We start from the raw sequence: 22,934 nt of genomic DNA, 5'->3' as shown, positions 1-22,934 counted from the left end.
GCATAAAGCCCTGCGAACCCAGCCCTAGAGGCAGAAGAGGCCCGTCATGGAACTCATCCTGATCATCGCTGTCGCGGTGATCGCCGTTCTGGCATACCGGTCGTACCGGCGGACCCAGCTGCAGACCCGTAAGCAGCACGAGATCACCGCCGCCGAGCTCGAGTCGGTCAAGCGCACCGCCGACGAGGACATCACCAGGTTCGGTGAGGAACTGCAGGACCTGGATCTGGACATGGTCGGCAAGGACCTCGGTGACGGGGCCCGTCAGGACTACCAACGCGCCCTGGACTCCTACGAGTCGGCCAAGGAAGCGGTCGGCAAGGTGACCCAGGCCGAGGAGATCAAGCACGTGATCGAGATCCTCGAGGACGGCCGCTACGCGGCGGCGTGCGTGCGCGCCCGGGTGAACGGCGAGCCGCTGCCGCAGCGCCGCCCGTCCTGCTTCTTCAACCCGCAGCACGGCCCGTCGGTCGAGGACGTGACCTGGTCGCCGCCGGGTGGCGCGCCACGTGAGGTGCCGGCCTGTGCGGCCGACGCCGAGCGGGTCCGGGCCGGCGCCGAGCCGGACGTCCGCAAGGTCATGGTCGGCCCGCAGCGGGTTCCATACTGGGAGGCCGGCCCGGCCTACTCGCCGTACGCGCAGGGCATGTTCGGCGCCCTCGGCGGCGTGATGACCGGTATGTTCCTCGGCACCATGCTCGGCGGCATGTTCGCCGGCGGCGGGTACGGCGACTACGCGGCCGGTTACGAAGACGGTCAGTCCGACGGCGGCGGCGACGGCGGGGGTGACGGCGGCGGCGACGGTGGCGGCGACTTCGGTGGCGGCGACGGCGGCGGCTGGGACTTCGGCGGCGATTTCGGCGGAGACTTCTGACCCGAGCTCACCACGAGCCCCGGCGACCACAGCGGTCGCCGGGGCTCGTTCCATCAAGCGCCGAGAGTCCTACTCGCCGAAGAGGTCCTCGGCTTCGCCGGTCATGGCGAAGTGGGTCACGCCGGGGAAGGCCGCCGGGATCTTGCCGAGGCTCTGGATGATGGTGGACGTGCCGTTGGCGTGGCCGACGGCGTACAGGTAGGCGGTGTCGGTGTCGTGGTCGACGCCGGTCAGCAGGGTGCCCTGCTTGCCGCACTTGTACGCGACGATCGACTCGAAGCCCTGCCACGTGCGGGAACGGACCTGCTTGACGATCGGCTTCATCGGCGATGTCAGCGGGATCCGGATGGTGTAGAGGGCCCCGCCGCGGGTGGTGGCAAGCAGCGTGTCGTAGGTCCCGGTCTCGCTGACGATCGCCATCGTCTTCACCGAGGAGAAGCCCGGGTACGAGCCGAGCGACCGGAATCCGTTGGTGTCCCAGCGGAACAGCACACCGTCGTCGCGCAAGCCGTACAGGTAGCTGTGCGGCTTGCTGACAAAGGCCGCGTCCGACTCCTCGATCTGCTTGAACCGGTCCCAGCCACCGCCGATTCGGCGCGTCGTGACCACCGGCTCCGGCTCGGCCCCGTCCCAGCGCATCTCGGCCGAGTACAGGCCGGTGCCACTGATCACCTTGCCGTACCACCACGACTCCGCGGTCAGGGCGCTGTAGTACCAGGTCGTGCTCTCCTTGGCCTGGACGAGCTTGATCGGCGTGAACGGTTCCGCTGTCGGCGGCCGGGTGGCGACGACGTCCGCCCCGCCACTGTTGCCGGCCGCATCGATCGACCCGACGTACATGCCGCAGACGTTGGCGGCCGTTGCCTCCTTCCGCGGTCCTTCCTTCAGCGCCGGCCCCGGTTTCGGCGTGGCCGCATTCGCCGAGCCGGTGATCAGCCCGGCCGCAAGCCCCAGCCCGGCCACCGCCATCGCGGTTCGCTTGAGTTTCATCTCTGGTTTCCCTTCCCCTGGTGGATCGTCATTCGCCGAACAGCGGCGGTGCCGCGTCGGCGGTGTAGAGGGAGTAGACGGGGTCCTGGTAGCTGCCCGGGAGTTTGCCGAGCCCCTTGATGACGGTCGACGTACCGTTGGCGTGACCAACGGCGTACAGGTACGCCGAGCCGGTGTCCTTGTCGATCGCGGTCAGCAGCGTGCTCTGCGCACCGCACTTCTCGGCGACAAGGTGCTCGAAGCCCTGCCAGGTGGACGCGCGGACCTGCTTCACGATCGGCTTCATCGGAGTCGTGGCCGGGATCCGGATCGTGTACAGCGCACCGCCGCGGGTCGTGGCCAGGAACGTGTCGTACGTCTTCGTCTCACTGATCAGCGTCATCGCCTTCACCGCGGAGAAGCCCGGGTACGACGCAACCGTGCGGAACCCGTTCGTCCACCGGAACAGCACACCATCGGACCGCAACCCGTACCGGGCGGAGCGGGTGGTCGGGTACGTGCCCCAGAAAGACTGCTCGACCATGGTGAAGTTGCCCCAACCACCGCCGACCCTGGTCAGCCGACTGGTCGGTTCGCCCGTTTCAGTGTGGCCGTACGACGCCGAGTACAGCGACGACCCCAGGACAACATAGGCGGTGGTGACATCCCCGGCCGGAACCGGGTCCCAACTCCAGGTCGAACTCACCTTCGCGGCACCGGGAGTGAACAGGTGGACGCCGGTCGACGGTTTGGCGGTCGGCGGCGCCGACGCGGTGATACCCGTGTAGCCGAGGTCACCGCCACTCGTGATCGATCCGACGGTCATCGTGCAGGCCGCAGCCGGCGACGCAACCGCCGTACCAGCGGGAATGGTTGCCAAGGTCCCAACCAGTACGGCGGTTGCCGCAGCGGCCGAAGCTCGTCTCAAGCTCATCAAGAAGTCCCCTCTCTCGAAGAGCTTGATACGGCCCCGGCCGCAAAAGTTACGTCACCCTCCAAACAACGGCGCGGCTTCGTTGTAGGTCTTGAGGTAGTAGACCGGGCACCCGAAGGAGTGCCGAACCGTCGGCGAGGCGCAAATCGACAGGACGTATACACCCACTGCCGGCCACTCCCCGCCTGAGCTCACCAGGGATCCGATGCGATCGCCGGACACCTCCTGTCGAATTGCACCAATCAAACCTCCAGTGGGGCCGGCGGGGTCAGCTCCTCAGGTGGAGGCGGCGGGCTGCTTCGGCAACGGAGCCGGAGACGGAGGGGTAGACGGTGAAGGACTGGGCCACCTGGTCGACGGTGAGGCGGGCGCCGACGGCCAGGGAGATGGGGTGGATGAGTTCGCTGGCGCGGGGGGCGACGACCACGCCGCCGACGATGATGCCGGTGTTCGGGAGGCAGAAGAGTTTGACGAAGCCGTCCCGGACGCCCTGCATCTTGGCCCGGGCGTTGTCGGCCAGCGGGACCTTGACGACGATCGCCGTACTGCCGCCGGCGTCGACGACCGCCTGGGTGACGCCGACGGTGGCGATCTCCGGGGCGGTGAAGACGTTCGCGGAGACGGTCGACTGGTCCAGCGGGGTGACCGCGTCGCCGAGGGCGTGCGCCATCGCGATCCGGCCCTGCATGGCGGCGACCGAGGCGAGCATGAGTACGCCGGTGCAGTCGCCAGCCGCGTAGACCCCGCGGGCCGTCGTCCGGCTGACCCGGTCGACCGTGACGAAGCCGCCGTCACCCAGCGACACGCCCGACTCGACCAAACCCATGTCATCGGTGTTCGGGAGCGATCCGACCGCGAGCAGCGCGTGCGAACCCTCCACCGTCCGGCCGTCGGTCAGGGTCACCAGGACCCCGTCGCCGTGCCGCTTGACCGACTCGGCCCGGGACTTGCCCAGCACGGTCAGTCCGCGGCGCTTGAACACGTCCTCCAGTACGGCGGCCGCGTCGGCGTCCTCACCGGGGAGCACCCGGTCCCGCGACGACACCAGGACGACGTCGCTGCCCAGGGCGTCGTACGCGCTGGCGAACTCCGCACCGGTGACACCGGAGCCGACCACGATCAGCCGCTCCGGCAGCTCCTCCAGCTCGTAGACCTGCTCCCAGGTCAGGATTCGCTCGCCGTCGGGCTCGGAGCCCTTCAGGATCCGCGGCCTGGCCCCGGTGGCGATCAGGACGACGTCCGCCTCGAGCCGCTCGTCGCCGACGACCACGGTCTCCGGCCCGTCCAGCCGGCCGCGGCCCTGGATGACCCGGACCTTGTCCCGATCCAGCCGCCGGCTGATGCCGTCGGACTGCGCGGCCGCCAGCCGCTTGACCCGTTGGTTGACGACGGAGAGGTCGACACGCACGGAGTTCGCCGGATCGTCGTCACCGTCCTCCAGCCGGACGCCGAGCTGACCGGCCTCCTCGACTTCGGTCATCACCTCGGCCGTCGCTATCAGCGTCTTGCTCGGGACGCAGTCGGTGAGCACGGCTGAACCGCCGATTCCGTCGGAATCGACGACCGTCACCTCCCCGCCCAATTGAGCGGCCGCACTGGCCGCTTCGTACCCGCCTGGACCGCCACCGATGATCACAACTCGCGCCACGGGAGGTCATTCTTCCGTATCCTGTTTCGTCGTGACCCTGTACGCCGCGTTTGCGTCGAATCTGGACCCGAACCTGATGGCCGAGCGGTGCCCGTACTCGCCCCTGCGCGGGACCGGCTGGATCACCGGCTGGCGCCTCACCTTCGGCGGGGAGGAGCTCGGCTGGGAGGGCGCCATGGCCACCGTCGTCGAGGACCCGTCGAACCCCGCCAACCAGGTCTTCGTGGCGCTGTACGACGTCCATCCCAAGGACGTCGAGCGGCTGGACGAGTGGGAATGGATCGACCAGGACGTCTACAGCAAGATCCAGGTCCGCGTGCAGACCCTGGACGGCGAGCAGCTGGCCTGGATGTACGTGCTGAACGCCTACGAGGGCGGCCTCCCCTCGGCTCGCTACCTGGGCATCCTGGCCGAGGCGGCCGAGGCCGCGGGCGCCCCGGACGACTACGTCGCCGACCTCCGCGCGCGCCCCTGCCAGTCGTCCGGGCATTAGTTATCTTTCGGAGGTGACCGTCAATGATGACCTCCGGATCGCCGCCGAAGCCTGGCTGAGCGAGGACCCCGACCCCGACACGCGCGCCGAGCTGGCCCAGTTGCTGGACATCGGCGCCGCCGGCGAGCTGGCCGACCGCTTCGCCGGCACCCTCGAGTTCGGTACAGCGGGGCTCCGCGGCGCTGTCGGCGCCGGGCCGAACCGGATGAACCGGGTCGTGGTCATCCGCGCCGCCGCCGGCCTGTGCGCCTACCTGAAGGCGAAGGGACTCACCGGCGGCCCGGTCCTGATCGGGTACGACGCCCGGCACAAGTCCGATGTGTTCGCCCGGGACACCGCGGCCGTGGTGCGCGGTGCCGGCCTGGACGCCGTACTGCTGGACCGGCCGGCTCCGACGCCGGTGGTTGCTTTCGGAATCAGGCATCTGAAGGCCGTGGCCGGAGTGGTCGTGACGGCGTCGCACAACCCGCCGCAGGACAACGGGTACAAGGTGTACCTGGGCGACGGGTCCCAGATCGTGCCGCCGGCGGACGAGGAGATCGCGGCGGCCATCGCCGCTGTCGGGCCGCTGGACTCGGTGCCGCGCGGGGATGACTGGCAGACGACCAGTGACGAGCTCCTGGGCGCCTATCTGGACCGGATCGCGGAGTTGGTACCCGAGGACGCGCCGCGGGCGCTGAACGTGGCTTACACGCCGTTGCACGGGGTCGGGCGGACGCTGGTCGAGGACGCGGTCGCCCGCGCGGGGTTCGCCGTACCGGCCGTGGTGGCATCGCAGGCGGAGCCGGACCCGGACTTCCCGACCGTGTCGTTCCCGAACCCGGAGGAGCCGGGCGCGATCGACGCGGCGCTCGAGCTGGCCCGGTCGGTGGGCGCTGACATCGCGGTGGCGAACGATCCCGATGCGGATCGGTGTGCGGTCGCCGTACCGGATCCTGCGGCCGAGGGCGGTTGGCGGATGCTGCGTGGGGACGAGCTGGGCGGGCTGCTCGGTGAGTTCCTGCTCGCGTCGCGGCCGGCCGGGGTGGCCGCGTGCTCGATCGTGTCGTCGTCGCTGCTCGGCAAGATCGCCGCGTCGTACGGCGTCGAGTACGTCGAGACGCTGACCGGCTTCAAGTGGATCGGTCGGGTGCCGGGGCTGGTGTTCGGCTACGAGGAGGCGCTCGGGTACTGCGTCGACCCGGACGCGGTGAAGGACAAGGACGGCGTGTCGACGCTCGTGCGGGTGCTGCAGATGGCGGCCGGGGCCAAGGCCGAGGGTCGTACGCTGCTGGATCTGCTCGACGACCTGGCGGTGAAGCACGGCCTGCACGCGACCGACCAGCTGTCCGTCCGGGTGGAGGACCTGTCGCTGATCACGACTGCCATGCAGCGGCTACGGGCCACTCCCCCGACGTCGCTGGGCAGTCACACGGTCGAGCGGGTGGACGATCTCAGCGAAGGCTCCGCGACCCTGCCGCCGACCGACGGCCTCCGGTACACGCTGTCCGAGGGTGCTCGGGTCGTGGTGCGCCCGTCCGGCACCGAGCCGAAGCTGAAGTGCTACCTCGAGGTGGTCATCCCGGTCACGGACTCGGACGTCTCGGCCGCCCGCAGCCAGGCGGCCGACGACCTGGCCGCGGTGAAGCAGTCCCTGTCGGTCGCCTTGGGGCTCTGAACGTTGGGGCTCTGAACGCACGAAACGCCAGCCGCTCGACCCCTCAGGGGGTCAGCGGCTGACGTTCGACGACCGGGAGCACCTGGCGGGTAGCTCCCCGGCGGAGATCAGCGTGCCGCAGCGGCGGCGTCGGCCTCTTCGGCGCGGAGCGAGCTCTGCAGCGAGGAGTGCAGGATCCGCAGCGTGCTGGTCGACTGCATCAGCGCGTCCCGCTCGTCCGGATTCCGGTTGGCGAGGCTGACGATGTCGTTGATGCTGGCCTCGATCCGGGCGATCCGGTCCGCGACCGTACCCTCCTGGCTGCTGGCCTTGCGGATCGCGTCGGAGGTGACCGTCCAGACGTCCTCCTTGTCGTTGGTCCGCCGGGACATGTCGACCATCTGGCTCAGCGCGGCAAGATCGTGGTCCACCTGGGTCCGCTCCACCGGCACGGTGATGCCGGCGGTCGCCTGGCGCAGCCGGGTCACGTGACCGGACAGCTCGGACCAGCTGCACCTGCCGCTCTTGATCTTGTCCAGCACCTTGGCGTACTCGGTGTTGAACTCGTCGTAGTTCACTGTCCTACTCCTGCCGTGAGACTGCTCGCTGGAGAACTGTACGGCGTGCGACCCGAAACAAGTAACCACACGATCGCAGATCGTGTACGTGTCGGCAAAACGCAACAGCCGCCCGGTACGCCAACGCGTACCGGGCGGCTGAGTTACGTTAGACCGTCGAACAGGTCAGGCGACATACGTCGAGGACGCGTTCCAAGTGTTGCAGTTGCCCGCGACGGTGTAGGTGTGCCGCGCGTTGAAGCCGGCCGTCGACCAGAACCCGTGATTCTTCGGCGAGCCGTGGTCACGGACCTGGCCCGGCTGGTCGCCCATGTGGGTGATCAGGTAGTTGTACTGCGTCAGCAGACCGCCGCTCATCGGGTAGTACCGCTTGTTCGCGCCGACGTAGGCCGCGCCCAGGCAGGACGCCTGCAGCTCACGGCGACGGCTCTCCTCGAGCCGCGCGGCGTTGGTGCTGAAGGCCCGCTGACGCTGCCACGACGCGTTCAGGATGCCGGTCAGGAACTGGACGTGGTGACCGTACTCGTGCGACATCATCTGGGTCAGCCAGGCCCGCGCGTAGGTCGGGTTCTGGTTCCAGGTGTTCATGATCTGAGCGGCCGGGATGTAGATGACACCGTTGGCCGCGCTGCAGTAGTAGCCGGTGGTGTTGTAGGCGATCCCGCAGCCGGTGTTGATCTTGGTGCCGCCGTGCACGACCAGCTTCGGCTTCACCTTGTACGCCGCGCCGGCCGCCTTCAGCGGGACGGCCCAGGCCGCGTACATGCAGGTCCAGAGCTTGCTGGAGTAGGCCTGGACGCCCGAGATCGTGCGCAGCGAGACGTAGACCTCCGCGCACTTCGACGGCGTGATCGCCGGGGTGTTGTAGAGCCGGTTGTAACGCACGATGTTCGTCGTCGAGGAGGCCATGGCCGTCACGCCTTCGCCCGCCGGCGGCGTGCTGACCGCCTGGTCCGGGGTCTCGGCCGGCTGCGGCAGCACCGGGTAGCCCGCGGCCGCGGTCGGGGCGGCCTGCGCGTTCGGAAGTGTCAAGGCCGCGAAGGCGGCGACGGCAGCGACGCCGGCCAGCCCACGCAGGGTGTTGCGGGAGAGGTTGGGCATGATCTCCACTCTCGAGTTAGGGACCTGTCGGTGCCCATCCTGGAGTGAACAGGGGTCCATCCCAGGCTGAACACGGGTTCCGACGCCGCGAACTACGCCACAGTTCCCACCGCGGACGAGTTCAGCCGACGAGTTCGGCGCCGAGGAACCGGAGCTGGTCGGGCAGCATCCGCCGCCAGTAGCCGGGCGTGTGCGCGCCCAACTGCAGGCCTCCCGCGGCACCCAGCTCCGTCCGCAGGTCGTCGGCCGCCTCCGCGAACGGGTCGTCCCGCCCACAATCGATGCGCACGGCAACATCCCGGAAACCGCTCTTGCGGCCGAACACCTGACTGTTCTCGAAGTCGCCTTCGCCGTCGAACGCACCCGGTGTGGTGTCCTCGAAGCGACGCCAGAGCGCCGGGCTGAGCGCGCCCACCGCGACCGCCCTGGTCCCCGGCCGGACGCGTCGCTGCCAGTAGTGCAGTGCGACCCACAACAAAGCGCCGTACCCGCCCATCGACCAGCCGAGCAGGCCGTACCGTTGGGTGATCAGGCCGCGGTTCGCCAGCAGGGGCAGGAATTCCTGGTCGAGCATGAACCCGGGATCCTCGCCGGCGGCCCGGCGATGCCAGTAGGTGTCCTTGCCTCCGTCAACGGTCGCCAGCGCGAAGGGCGGCGTACCCGACTCAACCGCGGCAGTCAGGTAGCGGTCGATGCCGAGGTCGTTGACGGCGGACGTGTGGTCGCCGCCTCGTCCGTGCAGCACGAGTACGACGGGGAGCTCGGCGGCCGGCCCGTAGCCGTGTGGATAGATGATGTTGTAGCCGACCGTCGTACGGCGGCCGAACGACTCGAACTTCCCTGACACGACCGGTCCGGCAGGCACATCGGGTACGACGCCGTCCGGGCCGGTCAGCCCGAGTACGTCGTGCACGCGGGCGCGACCGGGGATGACGCCGGTCTCCAGCCCGGCCACGGCAGCGACTCCGGTGACCGCTGCGGCCACGCCGGTCCGGATCAGTGTGCGGCGGGACAGCGAGCGCATCGACGTCCCCGCGTCGATCAGCGGAACAGGGCGGCCAGTACGGCGACCACCGCCAGCACACCGAGGGCGGCGAGCTCCGGCCGAGCCCAACTGGTGACCACCTCGCCGTCGGACTTCTCGCCGTACTGCTCCATGTGGCTCTCGATCCGGTTGACCACGAAGTCGGCCCGGGAGATGGAACTGTCGTCCGACAGCTTGCGGCCGCCGACGCGCTGTTTCCTCATGTCACGCATGACGAGTTGGACGCCGGGTGCGCGGAACCGGTTCGTGTCGGTGTGCACGCGGAGGATGTCGGTGACGTCGACGCCGGTGACCTTGCGCCACGGGATGGTGTGGTCGCGCAGGTGGTTACGCAGGACGAGGTTCTCGGGGCTGAGCGTGACCGACGGCCGGATCAGGCCGACGTACGCGAGCACCATCAGGATGCCGATGACGGAGGCGACCAGCAGGCCGCTGGCGGTCCGCCACTCCAGCACGATGTCGAGCAGCCCGGCCAGGCCGATCACCAGGACGATGACCCCGGTGATCCGGTTCGACGTGGACAGGTACTGCTCGCTCTCCGGCGACGTCTGCTTCACCAGCACAAAGTAACCGGCCGTCAGAATCGGCACTAGACTCCCATGGGTGACCACCACCGACACTGGCGTCGACACCCTGGCCGACGTGACCTCGTCCGAGGACCGGCTGCGCCGGTTCCTGCTCGGCCTGCCGGGCGTCGACCAGGTCGGCGCCGAGGCGAGGGCCGCCACCCTGGGCACCCGGTCGATCAAGACCACCGCCAAGGCGTACGCACTCGACCTGGCGATCCAGATGATCGACCTGACCACGCTGGAGGGACAGGACACCCCCGGCAAGGTGCGGGCCCTGTGCGCGAAGGCGAAACGGCCCGACCCGGCCGATCCGACCGCACCGCAGGTGGCCGCGGTCTGTGTCTACCCGGACCTGGTGGCGACGGCCAAGCACGAGCTGCGCGGCTCGGGGATCAATGTGGCGAGTGTCGCAACCGCGTTCCCCAGTGGGCGTTCCAGCCTGGCGATCAAGATCCAGGACACCAAGGACGCGGTCGCGTCGGGTGCCGACGAGGTCGACATGGTCATCGACCGCGGCGCCTTCTTGTCCGGCCGCTACGGGCTGGTCTTCGACGAGGTCGCCGCGATCCGCGAGGCGGCCGGCGACGCGCACCTGAAGGTGATCCTGGAGACCGGTGAGCTGGTCACCTACGACAACGTCCGGCGCGCGTCCTGGCTGGCCATGCTGGCCGGTGCGGACTTCATCAAGACTTCAACCGGCAAGGTGTCCCCGGCGGCCACCCTCCCGGTCACGCTGGTGATGCTCGAGGCGGTCCGCGACTACCACGAGGCCACCGGGCTGCACATCGGCGTCAAACCCGCCGGCGGGATCCGGACCGCGAAGGACGCGATCAAGTACCTGGTCACGGTCAACGAGACGGCCGGACCCGATTGGCTGGACCCGGAGCTGTTCCGCTTCGGCGCCTCCAGCCTGCTGAACGACCTGCTGATGCAACGCACCAAGCTGGCCACCGGGCACTACCCCGGACCCGACTACTTCACGCTGGACTGAGGCATGAGCAGATTCGAGTACGCACCGGCCCCCGAATCGCGGGCCATCGTCGACATCAAGTCGTCGTACGGGCTCTTCGTCAACGGGGCGTTCGTCGAGGCGACCGACGGGAAGCCGTTCAAGACCGTCAGCCCGTCGTCGGAGGAGGTGCTCGCGGAGGTCAGCGAGGCCGGTCCGGCTGATATCGACAAGGCGGTCAAGGCCGCCCGCAAGGCGTTCGACAAGGTCTGGGGGCCGATGGCCGGCCGGGACCGGGCGAAGTACCTGTACCGGATCGCGCGGCTGATCCAGGAGCGCTCCCGCGAGCTGGCGGTGCTGGAGTCACTCGACAACGGCAAGCCGATCCGCGAGTCGCGCGACGTCGACATCCCGCTGGTGGCGGCGCACTTCTTCTACTACGCGGGCTGGGCGGACAAGCTCGAGTACGCCGGTGCCGGCGAGGACCCGCAGCCGCTGGGGGTCGCCGGCCAGGTGATCCCGTGGAACTTCCCGATGCTGATGCTGGCCTGGAAGATCGCTCCCGCGCTGGCCGCCGGCAACACCGTCGTACTGAAGCCGGCCGAGACGACACCGCTGACCGCGCTCGCGTTCGCGGAGATCTGCCAGCAGGCGGATCTGCCGCCCGGTGTGGTGAACATCGTCACCGGCGCGGGCCGGACCGGTCAGGCGCTGGTCGAGCACCCGGACGTCGACAAGGTCGCGTTCACCGGGTCGACCGAGGTCGGCCGGTCGATCGCCAAGGCAGTCGCCGGGTCGGACAAGAAGGTCACGCTGGAGCTGGGCGGGAAGGCGGCGAACATCGTCTTCGAGGACGCGCCGATCGACCAGACCATCGAGGGCATCGTCAACGGCATCTTCTTCAACCAGGGTCACGTCTGCTGCGCGGGTTCGCGGCTGCTGGTCCAGGAGAGCGTGTACGACGAGGTGCTGGCGCGACTGAAGCGCCGGATGAGCACGCTGCGGGTCGGCGACCCGCTGGACAAGAACACCGACATCGGCGCGATCAACTCCTCGGCCCAGCTGGCCAAGATCCGCGAGCTGTCCCAGATCGGCGAGGACGAGGGCGCCGAGCGCTGGTCGCCGGAGTGCGAGCTGCCCGCCGAGGGCTACTGGTTCCCGCCGACCGTCTTCACCGGGGTCTCGCAGGCGCACCGGATCGCCCGCGAGGAGATCTTCGGGCCGGTGCTGTCGGTGCTCACCTTCCGTACCCCGGCCGAGGCGGTGGAGAAGGCGAACAACACTCCGTTCGGGCTGTCCGCCGGGATCTGGACCGAGAAGGGCTCCCGGATCCTGTGGATGGCCAACCAGCTGCGCGCCGGCGTGGTCTGGGCGAACACGTTCAACCGCTTCGACCCGACCTCGCCGTTCGGCGGGTACAAGGAGTCGGGCTACGGCCGCGAGGGCGGTCGCCACGGTCTGGAGGCCTACCTTGCCCACTAAAGAGACGCCGAGGCTCGAGGTGCGAAAGACCTACAAGCTGTACGTCGGCGGCGCCTTCCCACGCAGCGAATCCGGCCGTTCGTACGTCGTGAACGATGCCAAGGGCAAGTTCCTGGCGAACGCGTCGCAGGCCTCCCGCAAGGACGCCCGGGACGCGGTGGTCGCAGCCCGGAAGGCGTTCGGCGGCTGGTCCGGCAAGACGGCGTACAACCGCGGCCAGATCCTCTACCGGATCGCCGAGGTGATGGAGGGCCGGCACCAGCAGTTCACCGCCGAGGTGGCCGCGTCCGAAGGGCTGTCGGCGGCGAAGGCCCGCGCGATCGTGGACGCGTCGATCGACCGCTGGGTCTGGTACGCCGGCTGGGCCGACAAGCTGGCCCAGGTGGTCGGCTCGAGCAACCCGGTGGCCGGCCCGTACTTCGACTTCTCGTTGCCTGAGGCAACCGGCGTGATCGCGGTGCTGGCCCCGCAGGACTCCAGCCTGCTCGGGCTGACCAGCGTGATCGCCCCCGCGATCGTCTCCGGCAACACGGTCGTCGCGGTCTCGTCGTACGAGCGTCCGTTGCCGGCCATCACGCTGGGCGAGGTGATGGCGACCTCTGACCTGCCGGGTGGCGTGGTCAACATCCTGACCGGATCCGCCACCGAGATCGGCCCGTGGCTGGCGTCACACATGGACGTCAACGCGATCGACCTGTGCGGTATCGAGTCCGCCGACGAGGCCCGCGACCTGGAAGCCGCGGCCGCCGAGAACCTGAAGCGGGTACGGCGTCCCGCCGAGGAGGACTGGTCGGAGTCGCCGGGTCTGTCGCGCCTGACGCAGTACCTGGAACTGAAGACCGTCTGGCATCCGATCGGCGTTTAAATCAGTCACCCCGGCAGGAGAAGCGTCGTACAGTCGCCGCATGGTTCAACCTGGTGACAAGGTCGCGATCGTCTCGCCGTCGGGTGGATTGCCTGAGATCTTTCCGGCGCCGTACGAGCTCGGGCTGAGGCGACTGCGCGACTTCGGTGTGGAGCCGGTCGAGTACCCGACGACCCGCAAGCTCGGCACGACGCCGGCCGACCGGGCCGCCGATCTGCACGCGGCCTGGTCGGATCCATCGATCCGCGCGGTGATCGCGACGATCGGCGGCGACGACCAGATCACCGTCCTGAAGCACCTCGATCCCGCTGTCTTCCAGGCGAACCCGAAACCGTTCTTCGGCTACAGCGACAACACGAACCTGCTCAACTTCCTGTATTCCTTGGGCTTGCCGGCGTACCACGGTGGCAGCGTGATGGTGCAGTTCGGCCGCGGCGGCGCGATGCACCCCGATACCGAGAGCTCCTTGCGCGCCGCCCTGTTCACCCCGGGCGAGTTCGACCTGACCCCGGCAACCGGCTGGACAGACCACGACCGCGACTGGGCCGATCCCTCCTTGCTCGAGACGGAACCGCCGCTCTTCCCCGGCACCGGCTGGACCTGGTACGGCGGCTCTGAGCCGGTGAGCGGTCGGCTATGGGGCGGGTGCCTCGAGATCCTCGACTGGCAACTCTCGACCAACCACTGGATGCTGCCGGTCACGTCGTACGACGGCATCCTGTTCCTGGAGACGAGCGAGGAGATGCCCACCGATGCGACGGTCTACCGCATCCTCCGCAACATGGGTGAACGCGGGTTGCTCGAACGCTTCGACGCCGTCCTCTGGGGCCGCCCCAAGTCCTGGTCCCTCGACAACCACACGACGCCTGAGCAAGCCACGTCGTACATCAAATCCCAATACGCCGCCGCCCGTCGTGCGTTGGCGGAGTACAACCCCTCAGCCCTGTTGGTGTTCGGCGTAGACATCGGCCACACCGATCCGCAGCAGGTCGTCCCGTACGGGGGCCAAGCCCGACTCGACCCAGCCGAATCCCGCATCACCGTCACCTACTGATCCCCCGCAGCCGGCCGAGTGCGGGGTCGCGTGCTCGGTTGGGCAACTGTGGTTCTCGCGTGACCCAGTAAGCCGACTGTGGTCGTCGGGTGCTCGGTAGGGTGACTGTGGTTGTCGGGTGCTGCGAGAAGGCGACTGTGGTGGCGCGGCTCCGGGCTGCTTGATGGTGCTAGTCGGGGTGGCGGGCGTCAAGGGCGCCTTCGGCGTCCCTGCGGGAGCTTCGCCCCTTGACCCACACCACCACGACCAGGGAAGGACGCAGCTATCCCGGAGCTGCTCACCCGAGTGGTCACGGCTGTGGGGTGGATCCGGTGGGCGGGCCTGGATCCGGGGGATTTGGTGCAATCGGCTGGACCTTGAACACCCGGCGGGGACCTCGGACATCTGACCAGGTGTCCGAGGCCCCCACCCGGTGTACGAGGTCCGGGGATTCGCCCGGTTTGACCAGCATCCGGCCGGTTCGGTCCGGATCCCGAGACCACAACCCCGAAACCGCGCAACCGGCGGGACCTGAGACAAGAAACCGGCAGCGGAGACACGAAATATCAGGTCCCAGCCAGCCGTTTCCTGTCCCAGATCCCGGCCACTGGCCGCAATCTGCCCGCATAACGGACACGAGAGCCACCACCGACACCAGACCACCGAATCCCCCCACCCGGCCACCCGATGCAGATCCACACAACCCCGACACCACACCGACCCACCGCACCCAGCCCACCCACAACCCCGTCATCACCCCCGGCTCCACAGCCAGCTCCCGTGTCCACCCCAGGGAGTGAGACCACTCGGGTGAGCAGCTCCGGGATAGCTGCGCCCTTCCCTGGTCGGGGCGGTGGGAGTCAAGTGTCGAACTTGTTCGATCCGCGCAGCGGACGCCGAAGGCGCACTTGACGCCCGCCACCCCGACTAGCACCATCACGCAGCCCGGAGCCGCGACACCACAGTCCGCCTCACCACCAATCACCACACCCCGCCCGACCGGAGCACCCGACCTCACGTCCGCCCGACCCGGAGCGGCCCGCTCCACAGCAGTGCTGCTCATGCGGCCGATCGCAGCCGGCGTCAGCGGACCACTGTTCGGGTCAGGGCTGGGTTGGGGTCGGGGAAGCACGACACAGGCGAGGTTGTCGTGAGGAACTTCCATTTGATTTTGGCTTGGAGGGTTAGGCCGGGGTCGTCGTAGCTGGTGCCTTTGAGCCTGGTTTCGATGACGGCGCCGCGACGGCCTGACTTCAGCCGGACGGACAGCGACGGGAGTTGGTAGTTGGCGCCGCCCGGGATCGGCCCGGCGACCTTCACCACAACGATGCCGTGGTCGAGGTGCACCGTCGGCGTGGAGTTGAGGCCGGAGCCGCCGGTCAGGGTGGCGCTCACGTACGACGAGTTCGCCGGGATCGGGACCCGGAGCGCCAGATCCCGGACCTCCTTCAGTTTGAAGCCCTTGACCTCACCGGGCAGCGACCCCGGCTTGAGGTCGACCGCGATCGTGAACCTGGTATTCGGCGGCACCGTGCCCGGCGCCTTCGCGTCAACCCCCTGCCGCAGCGACAGCAGATGCCGGCCGAACTTCGTATCCGCCCGACACGCGTAACTCGCCGTCGGCGCCGCCTCGGCCCCGGTCGCACTCAGCAGCGGGAGTACGGCGACCCCGAGAATCAGCCCACTGCGCAGAGTAGCCATACAACTACTCTAAGCATCCAGACCGCGAGAGAAACCCCGCGTCTCATTGGCCGAACAGGTACCAGCCGCCCACGCCGGCGAGGACGAAGACGATCGGGAGGGTGAGGAGGAACAGCGCTCGTCCCCGGCGGCTTCGGCGTGGCGGAGGGTCTGTTGCGACCGTTGTCGGGAGGTCGTCATCGTCGTCGGCGATATGGGTCCGCTCCATGGCGCGCAGCGGTGCCTCCTGCTCGAGCCGGTATGCCTCCGCTTCCAGCCGCTCGGCGAGGGTGTCGGCCCGCTCCCAGCGGTCGCTGACGTGGTACGCCAGCGCGCGGGCGAAGATGTCGTCGAGCTGCCCGACCGAGTCGCGTAGCACCGGCCGTAGGCTCGGCGGCGGCAGGTCCGGGTCGCGGTTGAGCACGTCGCTGATCGAGGACACAGCGTACGGCGGATGCCCGGTGAGCAGCGCGTATGTCACCGCACCGACCGCGTAGATGTCCGCCCGTTCGTCGAATCCACCGTCGCCCCGGCCTTGCTCGGGTGCCATGTACGACGGCGTACCGACGGCCTGGGTCAGTCCGGACGCTTCCGCGGCCCGCTTGGCCAGGCCGAGGTCGGCCAGCACGATCCGGTGGGTGCCGCCGCCGGACTCGTCGCCCTGGTTGGGCCGGAGCAGCAGGTTGGCCGGCGTGACATCACGATGTACGACGCCCTCGTTGTGCAGAGCGGCGACCGCGCGGGCCAGGTCCGCACCCCACCACAAAGCCTCGGCCGGATCCAGCGGCCCGAACCGCAGCACCTCGGCCAGCGTGCCGCCGCCGACGTAGTCCATGACGAAGTACGGGCGGCCGTCCGGCAGTTTGCCGAGGTCGAACACCCGGACCACCCGGTCGCTGGCGATCCGGCGCATCAGCCGCGCCTCGGACAGGAATCGCTCCCGCACGTCGGCGCGCGACGCCCAGTTGTCGGCGAGCACCTTGACGGCCACGTCGACGTCGAGGTCGTCGTCGTACCCACGCCAGACCGTCGCGAACGCGCCCGCGCCGATCTTGTCCTGCAGCCGGTATCTCCCGATGACATCCATCCGGGCTATTGTCGACCACAGCCGAGCTGTCAGGCGAACACCACCCTGGGGGAGCATGAACGAGGAGCTGGAGGAACTCGCGGCCCGGGCCGCGGCGGGGGATCAATCCGTCGTGCCGGAGATCCTGCAGGCGATCCGGCCGCAGATCCAGCGGCGGGTGGCCAAGTTCCTGCCGTACCACGAGGACGCCGAGGAGGCGGTCCAGGACACCCTGCTCCAAGTGGCGAACAAGATCCACACGTTCAAGGGCACCGGCAGCTTCGCCGGCTGGGTGACGATCGTCGCCACCAATCAGGCCCGCCAGACCTACCGTTCGCTCAAGCGGCGCGCAGTCGAGCAGTCCGCCGAAGTACTGCCGGAGGCCGTCGATCCGCGGACGACATCGGTGATCGCCGGTTCCCGGCTCGACCTGCTGGAAGCCCTCGAGAACCTGGAATCCAGCCATCCCCAACTGGTTCAGCCGCTTGTTCTACGGGACCTCGGCGCCATGTCGTACGCCGAGATCGCGGACGAACTGGATGTCCCGCTGGGGACGGTCAAGGCCCGCATCCACCAGGCCCGGAAGGCCGTGGCCGAGCGGCTCACGGTCCACTAGAGCCCGAATCGTCGTATCGACCGGGACGCCGAGCCAGGTCTGCAGGATCTTGGTCGCCTCTGCACGGACAGCGGTCGGAAGACCGGCGATCGTGGCGTTGTGGTTGCCGGCCGGGACGGTGAACCAATGCGAGTCCCGGGTGCCCGGGCCGGGTTCGAACTTCTCCGCGCTCCACGGGTCGTTCTCGCCGTACACGAAGATCAAACGACTGCCCGAGGCCTTCAGCCACTTGTCGACGTCCGCCATCGCCGCCGCGTCGTGCTTGGGCTCGATCGCGTCCGGTACGGCGGCCGGCGCGGCACCGGCTTCCCGATAGCGCAGCAGGCCCTTCAACCACGTGGTGCCGGTCGAGACGTCCGGCCAGTTGAGCTGGGCTGTCGCCTGGTAGTAGTACGCCGTGAAGTCGGCCGTCCCCTCATCGGAATAGAAGGACCAGTCGGCGATCTGATCGATGAAGTCGAACAGCTGCTGGTACGTCGCGCTGCGTCCCGGCACCAGCAGACAACTGGCCTGTGAGTGGTACTGCCAGAACGCGAACGGCGTGTCCAGCACCGCCGCCTCGAAGGCACGGTCCGCCGACTGATACGTCTGCTCGTACTTCAGGCCCAGTTTCACCAGCTTGGCGACCATCGCGGTACGACGATGCAGTGCATTCCACTGCACCATCCGCAGGGCCTCGTTGCACTTGGCATCTGATCCGGCCTGCTGGACGAAGTCGACGTACGAGTCCTGCTCGTTCACCACGTCCTGCGGGGCCACGTAGGCGACCGTCGCGTCCACGTCGGCCGGGTAGAAGCGACGGTGGTAGACCGACGTCATCCCGCCCTTGCTTGCCCCGGTCGACACCCACTTGCCGCCGTACAAGGCCTTGAACGCCTGGACGATCCGGTGGTGGTCGGTCGCCGCCTGCCAGATGTCCAGCTTGGTCCAGTCCTTGCTCGCCGGTGTCGACTTGCCGAAGAACCGCTGCTCGACGTTGAGTTGGTTGCCGTTGACCAGCCGGGTCGGCTCGGCGGTGAACACGCCGCCGAGCCCGCCGTACCCGGTGGTGTGCAGCACCATCGGCCGGTCGAAACCCTTGTGCCACAAGGTGATCCGCTGCTCGAACTGCTCACCGTCCGGCCGATGCTGGTCCACCGGCTGCCGGAACCACAGCACGAAGAACGGCTTGCCGTTGATCAGCCGCCCGCTCTCGATCCGCAGCCCGGCGACCCCCTCCAACCGCGCCCGCACCTCGCCCACCGGATCCTTGGGTACGGCGGCCGCCGTCGTCCCCAAGGCGACCAGTCCGAGCACCAACAGCAGCCTGACCAGACGCATACGGTGACTCCTCGGACTCGGGGCGACACTCTGCGTAACCAGGCTAGCCGAACGTCCGGCGTACCGCGACCGCCTTCCGCAGGTTGTCGGCGAAGTTGGCCGTCTGCCGACGGATGCTCGGGGCAACGGTCTCGTCCGCGGCCAGCGCCTCGGCCCGGACCAGCACGTCCGGCTCGATCACGAACTCGGGCACGATCCGGGCCACGGTGAGCGCCACCACCATGCCGGACCGGATCTCGGCCGTCCGATGGATGTCGGTGAAGAAGCGCTCCACGTAGGGCGCTGTGATCGCGGCCTGACCGGGATGCCAGAAGCCTTCGGCCGCGGCCAGCAACTCCTGCACCCCGACGGTCGGATCCGTCATGATCCGGGTCCAGGCGGCTTCCTTCCCGTCCGGCAACGCCGACCGGCAGCGGGCGGCGTGGTTGACGCCCTCGGTCGAGGTGTCCCGGGCCAGCTCGGCGTCGATCTCCGCCGCACCGAACACGTTCAACCGGACAAGCCGCAGTACGAGCGCCCACCGCAGATCCGCGTCGATCTCCAGACCGTCCGGCGCCTTGTCACCCGCTAGCCAGGACTGCAGCAACGAAGTGTCAGCAGTAGTCGCGATGAAGCCGCGCACAGTCGCGAGCTGCAGGCTGCTGCCAGGCTCCGTGGTCGCCAGCTTGTTGCCCAGGGCATCGGCGACGGCCGCGCGTGACTCGTCGTACGGAAGGTAGCCGCCGAGCACGCGGTCCTCCAGCCAACGGACCAGCGAGCCGACGGCGACATCACTGTCCTCGTGCTGGATCGCGGTCACGAAGAGCTCGAGCGCCTGCCGCGGATCGAGCTCGGCGTGCGCGGTCGCGTCGCGGATCGAGTTCCAGATCACCGCGCGGGTGGTGCCGTCGGCGATCTTCGGCAACACGGCCGGCAGGTTCGCCAGGCTGGTGGCGTCGAGCCGGATCTTCGCCCAGGTGTCGTCATCGGCGTCCGGCACGATCAGGTCATTGCTGAGGGCAACCTCCACCGCGTCGCCTTCCAACATGACGTCGATAGTTGTTCCAGTGCCGTCGGCGTCGTACCCACGAACGCTCAGTTTGTGCGGCCGGCGGGATGCGTCCGGGCTGGTGCGGTGCAGGACGATGCCGGTCGGGGTGCGCTCGGCCGTGATCGTGTCCAGGCCGGAGGTCCGCAGCCACTGCTCGGACCAGTTGTCCAGGTCGTTGGCGCCGGCCTCGGTGAGCTTCGCGATGAACTCGTGCAGGTCGGCGTTGCCGTACTCGTGCGACTCCAGGTGGGCGTTGACCCCCTTCAGGTACACGTCGTCACCGAGGTACTTCGCGAGTTGCTTGAGCACCGCGGCACCCTTGGCGTACGAGATCCCGTCGAAGTCGTCGAGCGACTGACGCGCGTCCTTCAGGCTGTCCGGCGCGACCGGGTGGGTCGAGCTGCTCTGGTCGGTCTGCAGGCCCCACCACCTGCGGACGAAGGCGAAGTCGGTCCAGTTGCCCTTGTAATCGGTCGCATCCTCGGACACCCGGTGCGCCATGTACTCGGCGAACGACTCGTTCAGCCACATGTCGTTCCACCACTTCATGGTGACCAGGTCGCCGAACCACATGTGCGCCATCTCGTGGACGACGATCCGGGCCCGAGTACTGCGCTCGGCCTCGGTCACCTTGCTCCGGAAGACCAGGTGGTCGGCGAACGTCACGCAGCCCGGGTTCTCCATCGCGCCGAGGTTGAAGTCCGGCACGAACGCCTGCCAGTACTCACCGAACGGATACCGCTGCCGGAACATCCGGTGGTACTCGTCGAACGCCTGCCCAGTCGTCCGGAACAGATCGTCCGCATCCCGCTCCAGGTGCTCCTTCAACGACTGCCGGCAGGCCAGTCCGAGCGGGATCCCGTCGTACTCGCTCCTGATCAGGTGATACGGGCCGGCAACGATCGTGACGAAGTACGACGCCAGCGGCTTCGTCTCGGCCAGTTCCCACTCTCCTGGCCCGACTGCGGTCGCCGCACCGTTGCCCAGCACAACCCAGTCCTCGGGGCTCTTCACCTTCACCGTGTACGGCGCTTTGAGATCCGGCTGATCGAAACACGGGAAGTAACGCGGCGCCGACTCGAGCGACGACATCCCGTAGGTGTAGACGCGCCCATCGGCCGCATCGACCGATCGCACCAGTCCCTCGCCGTCCACGGAGTACTTCAGCTCCGCGGTCACCACGACCTCGTTCTCGGCCTGCAGACCGGTCAGCGGAAACCGGCCCTCCGCCAGCAGGCCGACGTCCAGCGCGACGCCGTTCAGCTCGACCGCGAGCAGCCGCTCGGGCTTCACATCCACCCAGGTCGAGTCGCTCGTCGCCCCGAACAGAATCCGGCTGGTCGTGACGAACGTGTCGCCAGGTCCGGTCAGATCGAAGTCCACCTGGTACGACCGAACCGCAAGGTCTGCCGCCCGTCGCCGGGCCTCTTCGACTGTCAGCGCGCGCATGAATGCACGCTATCCGAGAGCCCCTAGGAACCCGTCAGCTTTTCGCGGACAGCATGCGCCCGCGCCCGATCCCGCTCATCGAGCGTCTCGTCCAGAACCATCGCATCGAGCACACCGACCAGCCGCGCGCCCGGATCAGCCGGTACGGCGGCCGCCGCGAGCAGAGCCGTCGCACGCACATCCGCGTCCCCGGTGCCTTCGAGCACCTCCGCGATCAAGCCCGCATCCTCGGCCTCGGCAAGACTCGTGAGCACGTTGAGCGCACTCAGATGATCGAACGCCGCCCGCATCTCCGCATCACCGGCCACCGGCGGCCGCGACAACACCGCCCGCGCAACCTGCCGCACCTCACCACCGAGCGGCTCCAGCGGATTACCCCCGGACAACCGCGTGTACGACGCAGCCACCTGGTACATGTTCAGCGCCCTGCAGACAGTGGCGACGTTGTCGCTGTACAGCAACGCACTGAACGCTTGCAGCGGGATGGCCTCGTCACTCATGCCTGCACGCTAGTCGACCCGCTCTGGTTGAAAGAACCGCAGTAGCTTCTGCGCTGCGTCCGGGCCGGTCATCATCTCCGCGATCGCAGCCGACCTCTTCGCGTTCTCGGCGGCGCGGGACAGCATCGCCGGTTCGTAGTCCGCCAACGCGGCATCCAGATCGCCCGGGTGAGCTGCGATGGCCCGGCCGAGGTCGGCACCGTCCAGCATGGCCAGGTTGGCTCCCACTCCGACCCGCGGCATCAGGTGGGCGGCGTCGCCGAGCAGGGTGACACCGCGCCGGCGCGGCCAGGTCAGGCCGATCGGCAGCACGGTGACCGGGCGGACCACGAGCGGCTCGTCACGCGCGGCCCACAGCCGACGGAACCGGGGATGCCAGCCGGGGAGCAGGTCACTGTCGAGATCGGGAGTGCCCGCCAGCGAGATGCCCATCCGGATGGTGCCGTCGCCGTTGCGCTGGGCGGACAGGTGCCGGTCCGGGCCGAAGACCCAGTAGTTGCCGCGGCCAACCATCGCGGCCAGTTCGGGCTGGGTGCGGTCGGCATCATGGATGGCGCTCTGGACCGCGGTGCTGCCGCCGTACTCGGGCTGTGCGTCCGTGAGCAGCGGGCGGACGCGGGAGTTGGCGCCGTCCGCGCCGACGAGCAGGTCGCACTCGACCACGCTGCCGTCGGCGAAATGCACGACGTACCCGCCGGCGTGTGATTCGCCGTGACTGAAGACGCTGCCCCAACGGACTGTGCCGGCCGGAAGCGACGCGAGCAGCAGGTCTCGCAGATCCGACCGGTCGATCTCCGGGCGGGCCATCGGCGCATCGTCCGGGGTGTCTTCCTGGAGCAGCAGTGTGCCGGTGTGGTCCAGCAACCGCATGTCTTGGCCTTCGCGGCGGGCGGCCGCGAGGAACTGCTGCTCGAGGCCGGCGGCACGCAGGGCGGCCTGCCCGGTGTCGGTGTGCAAGTCGAGCATGCCGCCCTGGCCGCGGGCATCCGGTCCGGCGTCGCGCTCGAACACGACAGAGTCGATGCCGTGGACGTGCAGAATCCGCGCGAGCGTGAGGCCGCCGGGACCGCCTCCGATGATCGCGATCATGCTGAACT

General features: G+C 68.6%; 20 protein-coding genes and 1 pseudogene. 8 read left to right on the top strand and 13 right to left on the bottom strand.

Annotated elements, in window-relative coordinates; all coding sequences use genetic code 11:
• Window positions 1-46 precede the first annotated feature (46 nt).
• The gene (locus tag V9K99_RS29155) at window positions 47-874 is read left to right on the top strand and encodes a hypothetical protein (RefSeq protein ID WP_337004999.1); all 828 of its coding nucleotides are present in this window, start codon (window positions 47-49) and stop codon (window positions 872-874) included.
• Window positions 875-943: 69 nt separating this feature from the next.
• Here V9K99_RS29155 and V9K99_RS29150 read toward each other — a convergent pair whose 3' ends face one another.
• The 3 genes from V9K99_RS29150 to V9K99_RS29140 form a co-directional block, all read right to left on the bottom strand.
• Window positions 944-1,864, bottom strand: coding sequence for a hypothetical protein (locus V9K99_RS29150; RefSeq protein WP_337004997.1), 921 nt, complete (start codon window positions 1,862-1,864; stop codon window positions 944-946).
• 28 nt (window positions 1,865-1,892) lie between these two features.
• Entirely contained in the window at window positions 1,893-2,777 is an 885-nt protein-coding gene (locus V9K99_RS29145) for a hypothetical protein (protein WP_337004995.1), read from the bottom strand.
• A gap of 268 nt (window positions 2,778-3,045) precedes the next feature.
• Window positions 3,046-4,425 carry an NAD(P)H-quinone dehydrogenase gene (locus tag V9K99_RS29140; protein ID WP_337004993.1) on the bottom strand — a complete coding sequence of 460 codons (1,380 nt, stop codon included), beginning with the start codon at window positions 4,423-4,425 and terminating at the stop codon, window positions 3,046-3,048.
• A gap of 31 nt (window positions 4,426-4,456) precedes the next feature.
• Here V9K99_RS29140 and V9K99_RS29135 point away from each other — a divergent pair, with 31 nt between their 5' ends.
• Window positions 4,457-4,918 (top strand): gamma-glutamylcyclotransferase, encoded by a 462-nt coding sequence (locus tag V9K99_RS29135; protein ID WP_132324358.1) that lies wholly within the window; start codon window positions 4,457-4,459, stop codon window positions 4,916-4,918.
• A 13-nt stretch (window positions 4,919-4,931) separates the two neighbouring features.
• Window positions 4,932-6,575 carry a phospho-sugar mutase gene (locus tag V9K99_RS29130; protein WP_337004989.1) on the top strand — a complete coding sequence of 548 codons (1,644 nt, stop codon included), beginning with the start codon at window positions 4,932-4,934 and terminating at the stop codon, window positions 6,573-6,575.
• A gap of 107 nt (window positions 6,576-6,682) precedes the next feature.
• On the opposite strand, the gene V9K99_RS29125 is transcribed toward V9K99_RS29130, so the two are convergent.
• From V9K99_RS29125 to V9K99_RS29110, 4 genes are all read right to left on the bottom strand, one after another.
• Window positions 6,683-7,132 carry a hypothetical protein gene (locus V9K99_RS29125; RefSeq protein ID WP_337004987.1) on the bottom strand — a complete coding sequence of 150 codons (450 nt, stop codon included), beginning with the start codon at window positions 7,130-7,132 and terminating at the stop codon, window positions 6,683-6,685.
• Between the two features lie 165 nt (window positions 7,133-7,297).
• The gene (locus V9K99_RS29120) at window positions 7,298-8,233 is read right to left on the bottom strand and encodes a neutral zinc metallopeptidase (protein WP_337004985.1); all 936 of its coding nucleotides are present in this window, start codon (window positions 8,231-8,233) and stop codon (window positions 7,298-7,300) included.
• A gap of 121 nt (window positions 8,234-8,354) precedes the next feature.
• Complete coding sequence (locus V9K99_RS29115) at window positions 8,355-9,257, bottom strand: alpha/beta hydrolase (protein ID WP_337004983.1); 903 nt, start codon at window positions 9,255-9,257, stop codon at window positions 8,355-8,357.
• Between the two features lie 17 nt (window positions 9,258-9,274).
• Window positions 9,275-9,835: a PH domain-containing protein gene (locus V9K99_RS29110; RefSeq protein WP_337004981.1), complete on the bottom strand. Its 561-nt coding sequence runs from the start codon at window positions 9,833-9,835 to the stop codon at window positions 9,275-9,277.
• A gap of 46 nt (window positions 9,836-9,881) precedes the next feature.
• Between V9K99_RS29110 and deoC the strand changes: the two genes are divergently transcribed.
• The 4 genes from deoC to V9K99_RS29090 are packed head-to-tail and all read left to right on the top strand — an operon-like array spanning window position 9,882 to window position 14,197.
• Window positions 9,882-10,838 carry a deoxyribose-phosphate aldolase gene (gene deoC, locus V9K99_RS29105; RefSeq protein WP_337004979.1) on the top strand — a complete coding sequence of 319 codons (957 nt, stop codon included), beginning with the start codon at window positions 9,882-9,884 and terminating at the stop codon, window positions 10,836-10,838.
• A gap of 3 nt (window positions 10,839-10,841) precedes the next feature.
• On the top strand, window positions 10,842-12,278 hold the full coding sequence (locus tag V9K99_RS29100; protein WP_337004977.1) for an aldehyde dehydrogenase family protein: 1,437 nt from the start codon (window positions 10,842-10,844) through the stop codon (window positions 12,276-12,278).
• A 19-nt stretch (window positions 12,279-12,297) separates the two neighbouring features.
• The gene (locus V9K99_RS29095; protein ID WP_337004975.1) at window positions 12,298-13,143 is read left to right on the top strand and encodes an aldehyde dehydrogenase family protein; all 846 of its coding nucleotides are present in this window, start codon (window positions 12,298-12,300) and stop codon (window positions 13,141-13,143) included.
• Between the two features lie 40 nt (window positions 13,144-13,183).
• Window positions 13,184-14,197: a S66 family peptidase gene (locus V9K99_RS29090; protein ID WP_337004973.1), complete on the top strand. Its 1,014-nt coding sequence runs from the start codon at window positions 13,184-13,186 to the stop codon at window positions 14,195-14,197.
• A 1,062-nt stretch (window positions 14,198-15,259) separates the two neighbouring features.
• Here the strand turns inward: V9K99_RS29090 and V9K99_RS29085 are convergent.
• Together V9K99_RS29085 and V9K99_RS29080 are read right to left on the bottom strand one after the other, a co-directional pair.
• Window positions 15,260-15,877: a hypothetical protein gene (locus tag V9K99_RS29085; protein WP_337004971.1), complete on the bottom strand. Its 618-nt coding sequence runs from the start codon at window positions 15,875-15,877 to the stop codon at window positions 15,260-15,262.
• A gap of 43 nt (window positions 15,878-15,920) precedes the next feature.
• Window positions 15,921-16,943 (bottom strand): serine/threonine-protein kinase, encoded by a 1,023-nt coding sequence (locus tag V9K99_RS29080; RefSeq protein WP_337004969.1) that lies wholly within the window; start codon window positions 16,941-16,943, stop codon window positions 15,921-15,923.
• A gap of 55 nt (window positions 16,944-16,998) precedes the next feature.
• Here V9K99_RS29080 and V9K99_RS29075 point away from each other — a divergent pair, with 55 nt between their 5' ends.
• A complete protein-coding gene (locus V9K99_RS29075; protein ID WP_337004968.1) occupies window positions 16,999-17,538 on the top strand; it encodes an RNA polymerase sigma factor in 540 nt (179 codons plus the stop codon).
• A 30-nt stretch (window positions 17,539-17,568) separates the two neighbouring features.
• On the opposite strand, the pseudogene V9K99_RS29070 reads toward V9K99_RS29075, so the two are convergent.
• From V9K99_RS29070 to V9K99_RS29055, 4 genes and pseudogenes are all read right to left on the bottom strand, one after another.
• Window positions 17,569-18,858: pseudogene (locus tag V9K99_RS29070) on the bottom strand (S28 family serine protease); the annotation flags it as partial.
• A 43-nt stretch (window positions 18,859-18,901) separates the two neighbouring features.
• The gene (gene pepN / locus V9K99_RS29065; RefSeq protein WP_337004967.1) at window positions 18,902-21,337 is read right to left on the bottom strand and encodes an aminopeptidase N; all 2,436 of its coding nucleotides are present in this window, start codon (window positions 21,335-21,337) and stop codon (window positions 18,902-18,904) included.
• Between the two features lie 23 nt (window positions 21,338-21,360).
• On the bottom strand, window positions 21,361-21,837 hold the full coding sequence (locus tag V9K99_RS29060) for a hypothetical protein (RefSeq protein ID WP_337004965.1): 477 nt from the start codon (window positions 21,835-21,837) through the stop codon (window positions 21,361-21,363).
• Between the two features lie 9 nt (window positions 21,838-21,846).
• The gene (locus tag V9K99_RS29055; RefSeq protein WP_337004963.1) at window positions 21,847-22,926 is read right to left on the bottom strand and encodes an FAD-dependent oxidoreductase; all 1,080 of its coding nucleotides are present in this window, start codon (window positions 22,924-22,926) and stop codon (window positions 21,847-21,849) included.
• Window positions 22,927-22,934 lie beyond the last annotated feature (8 nt).

This window comes from Kribbella sp. CCNWLW201, from assembly GCF_037203805.1.
Taxonomy (GTDB): Bacteria; Actinomycetota; Actinomycetes; order Propionibacteriales; family Kribbellaceae; genus Kribbella.
Note: the sequence above shows the minus strand (reverse complement) of the source record. Positions and strands in the feature narration are given on the sequence as shown.

Coding starts and splice junctions, on each gene's coding strand:
- V9K99_RS29060 (WP_337004965.1), bottom strand. CDS start 21,837: ATGAGTGACGAGGCCATCCCGCTGCAAGCGTTCAGTGCGTTGCTGTAC.
- V9K99_RS29150 (WP_337004997.1), bottom strand. CDS start 1,864: ATGAAACTCAAGCGAACCGCGATGGCGGTGGCCGGGCTGGGGCTTGCG.
- V9K99_RS29115 (WP_337004983.1), bottom strand. CDS start 9,257: ATGCGCTCGCTGTCCCGCCGCACACTGATCCGGACCGGCGTGGCCGCA.
- V9K99_RS29055 (WP_337004963.1), bottom strand. CDS start 22,926: ATGATCGCGATCATCGGAGGCGGTCCCGGCGGCCTCACGCTCGCGCGG.
- V9K99_RS29145 (WP_337004995.1), bottom strand. CDS start 2,777: ATGAGCTTGAGACGAGCTTCGGCCGCTGCGGCAACCGCCGTACTGGTT.
- V9K99_RS29085 (WP_337004971.1), bottom strand. CDS start 15,877: ATGGCTACTCTGCGCAGTGGGCTGATTCTCGGGGTCGCCGTACTCCCG.
- V9K99_RS29090 (WP_337004973.1), top strand. CDS start 13,184: ATGGTTCAACCTGGTGACAAGGTCGCGATCGTCTCGCCGTCGGGTGGA.
- V9K99_RS29100 (WP_337004977.1), top strand. CDS start 10,842: ATGAGCAGATTCGAGTACGCACCGGCCCCCGAATCGCGGGCCATCGTC.
- V9K99_RS29155 (WP_337004999.1), top strand. CDS start 47: ATGGAACTCATCCTGATCATCGCTGTCGCGGTGATCGCCGTTCTGGCA.
- pepN (WP_337004967.1), bottom strand. CDS start 21,337: ATGCGCGCGCTGACAGTCGAAGAGGCCCGGCGACGGGCGGCAGACCTT.
- V9K99_RS29120 (WP_337004985.1), bottom strand. CDS start 8,233: ATGCCCAACCTCTCCCGCAACACCCTGCGTGGGCTGGCCGGCGTCGCT.
- V9K99_RS29080 (WP_337004969.1), bottom strand. CDS start 16,943: ATGGATGTCATCGGGAGATACCGGCTGCAGGACAAGATCGGCGCGGGC.
- V9K99_RS29075 (WP_337004968.1), top strand. CDS start 16,999: ATGAACGAGGAGCTGGAGGAACTCGCGGCCCGGGCCGCGGCGGGGGAT.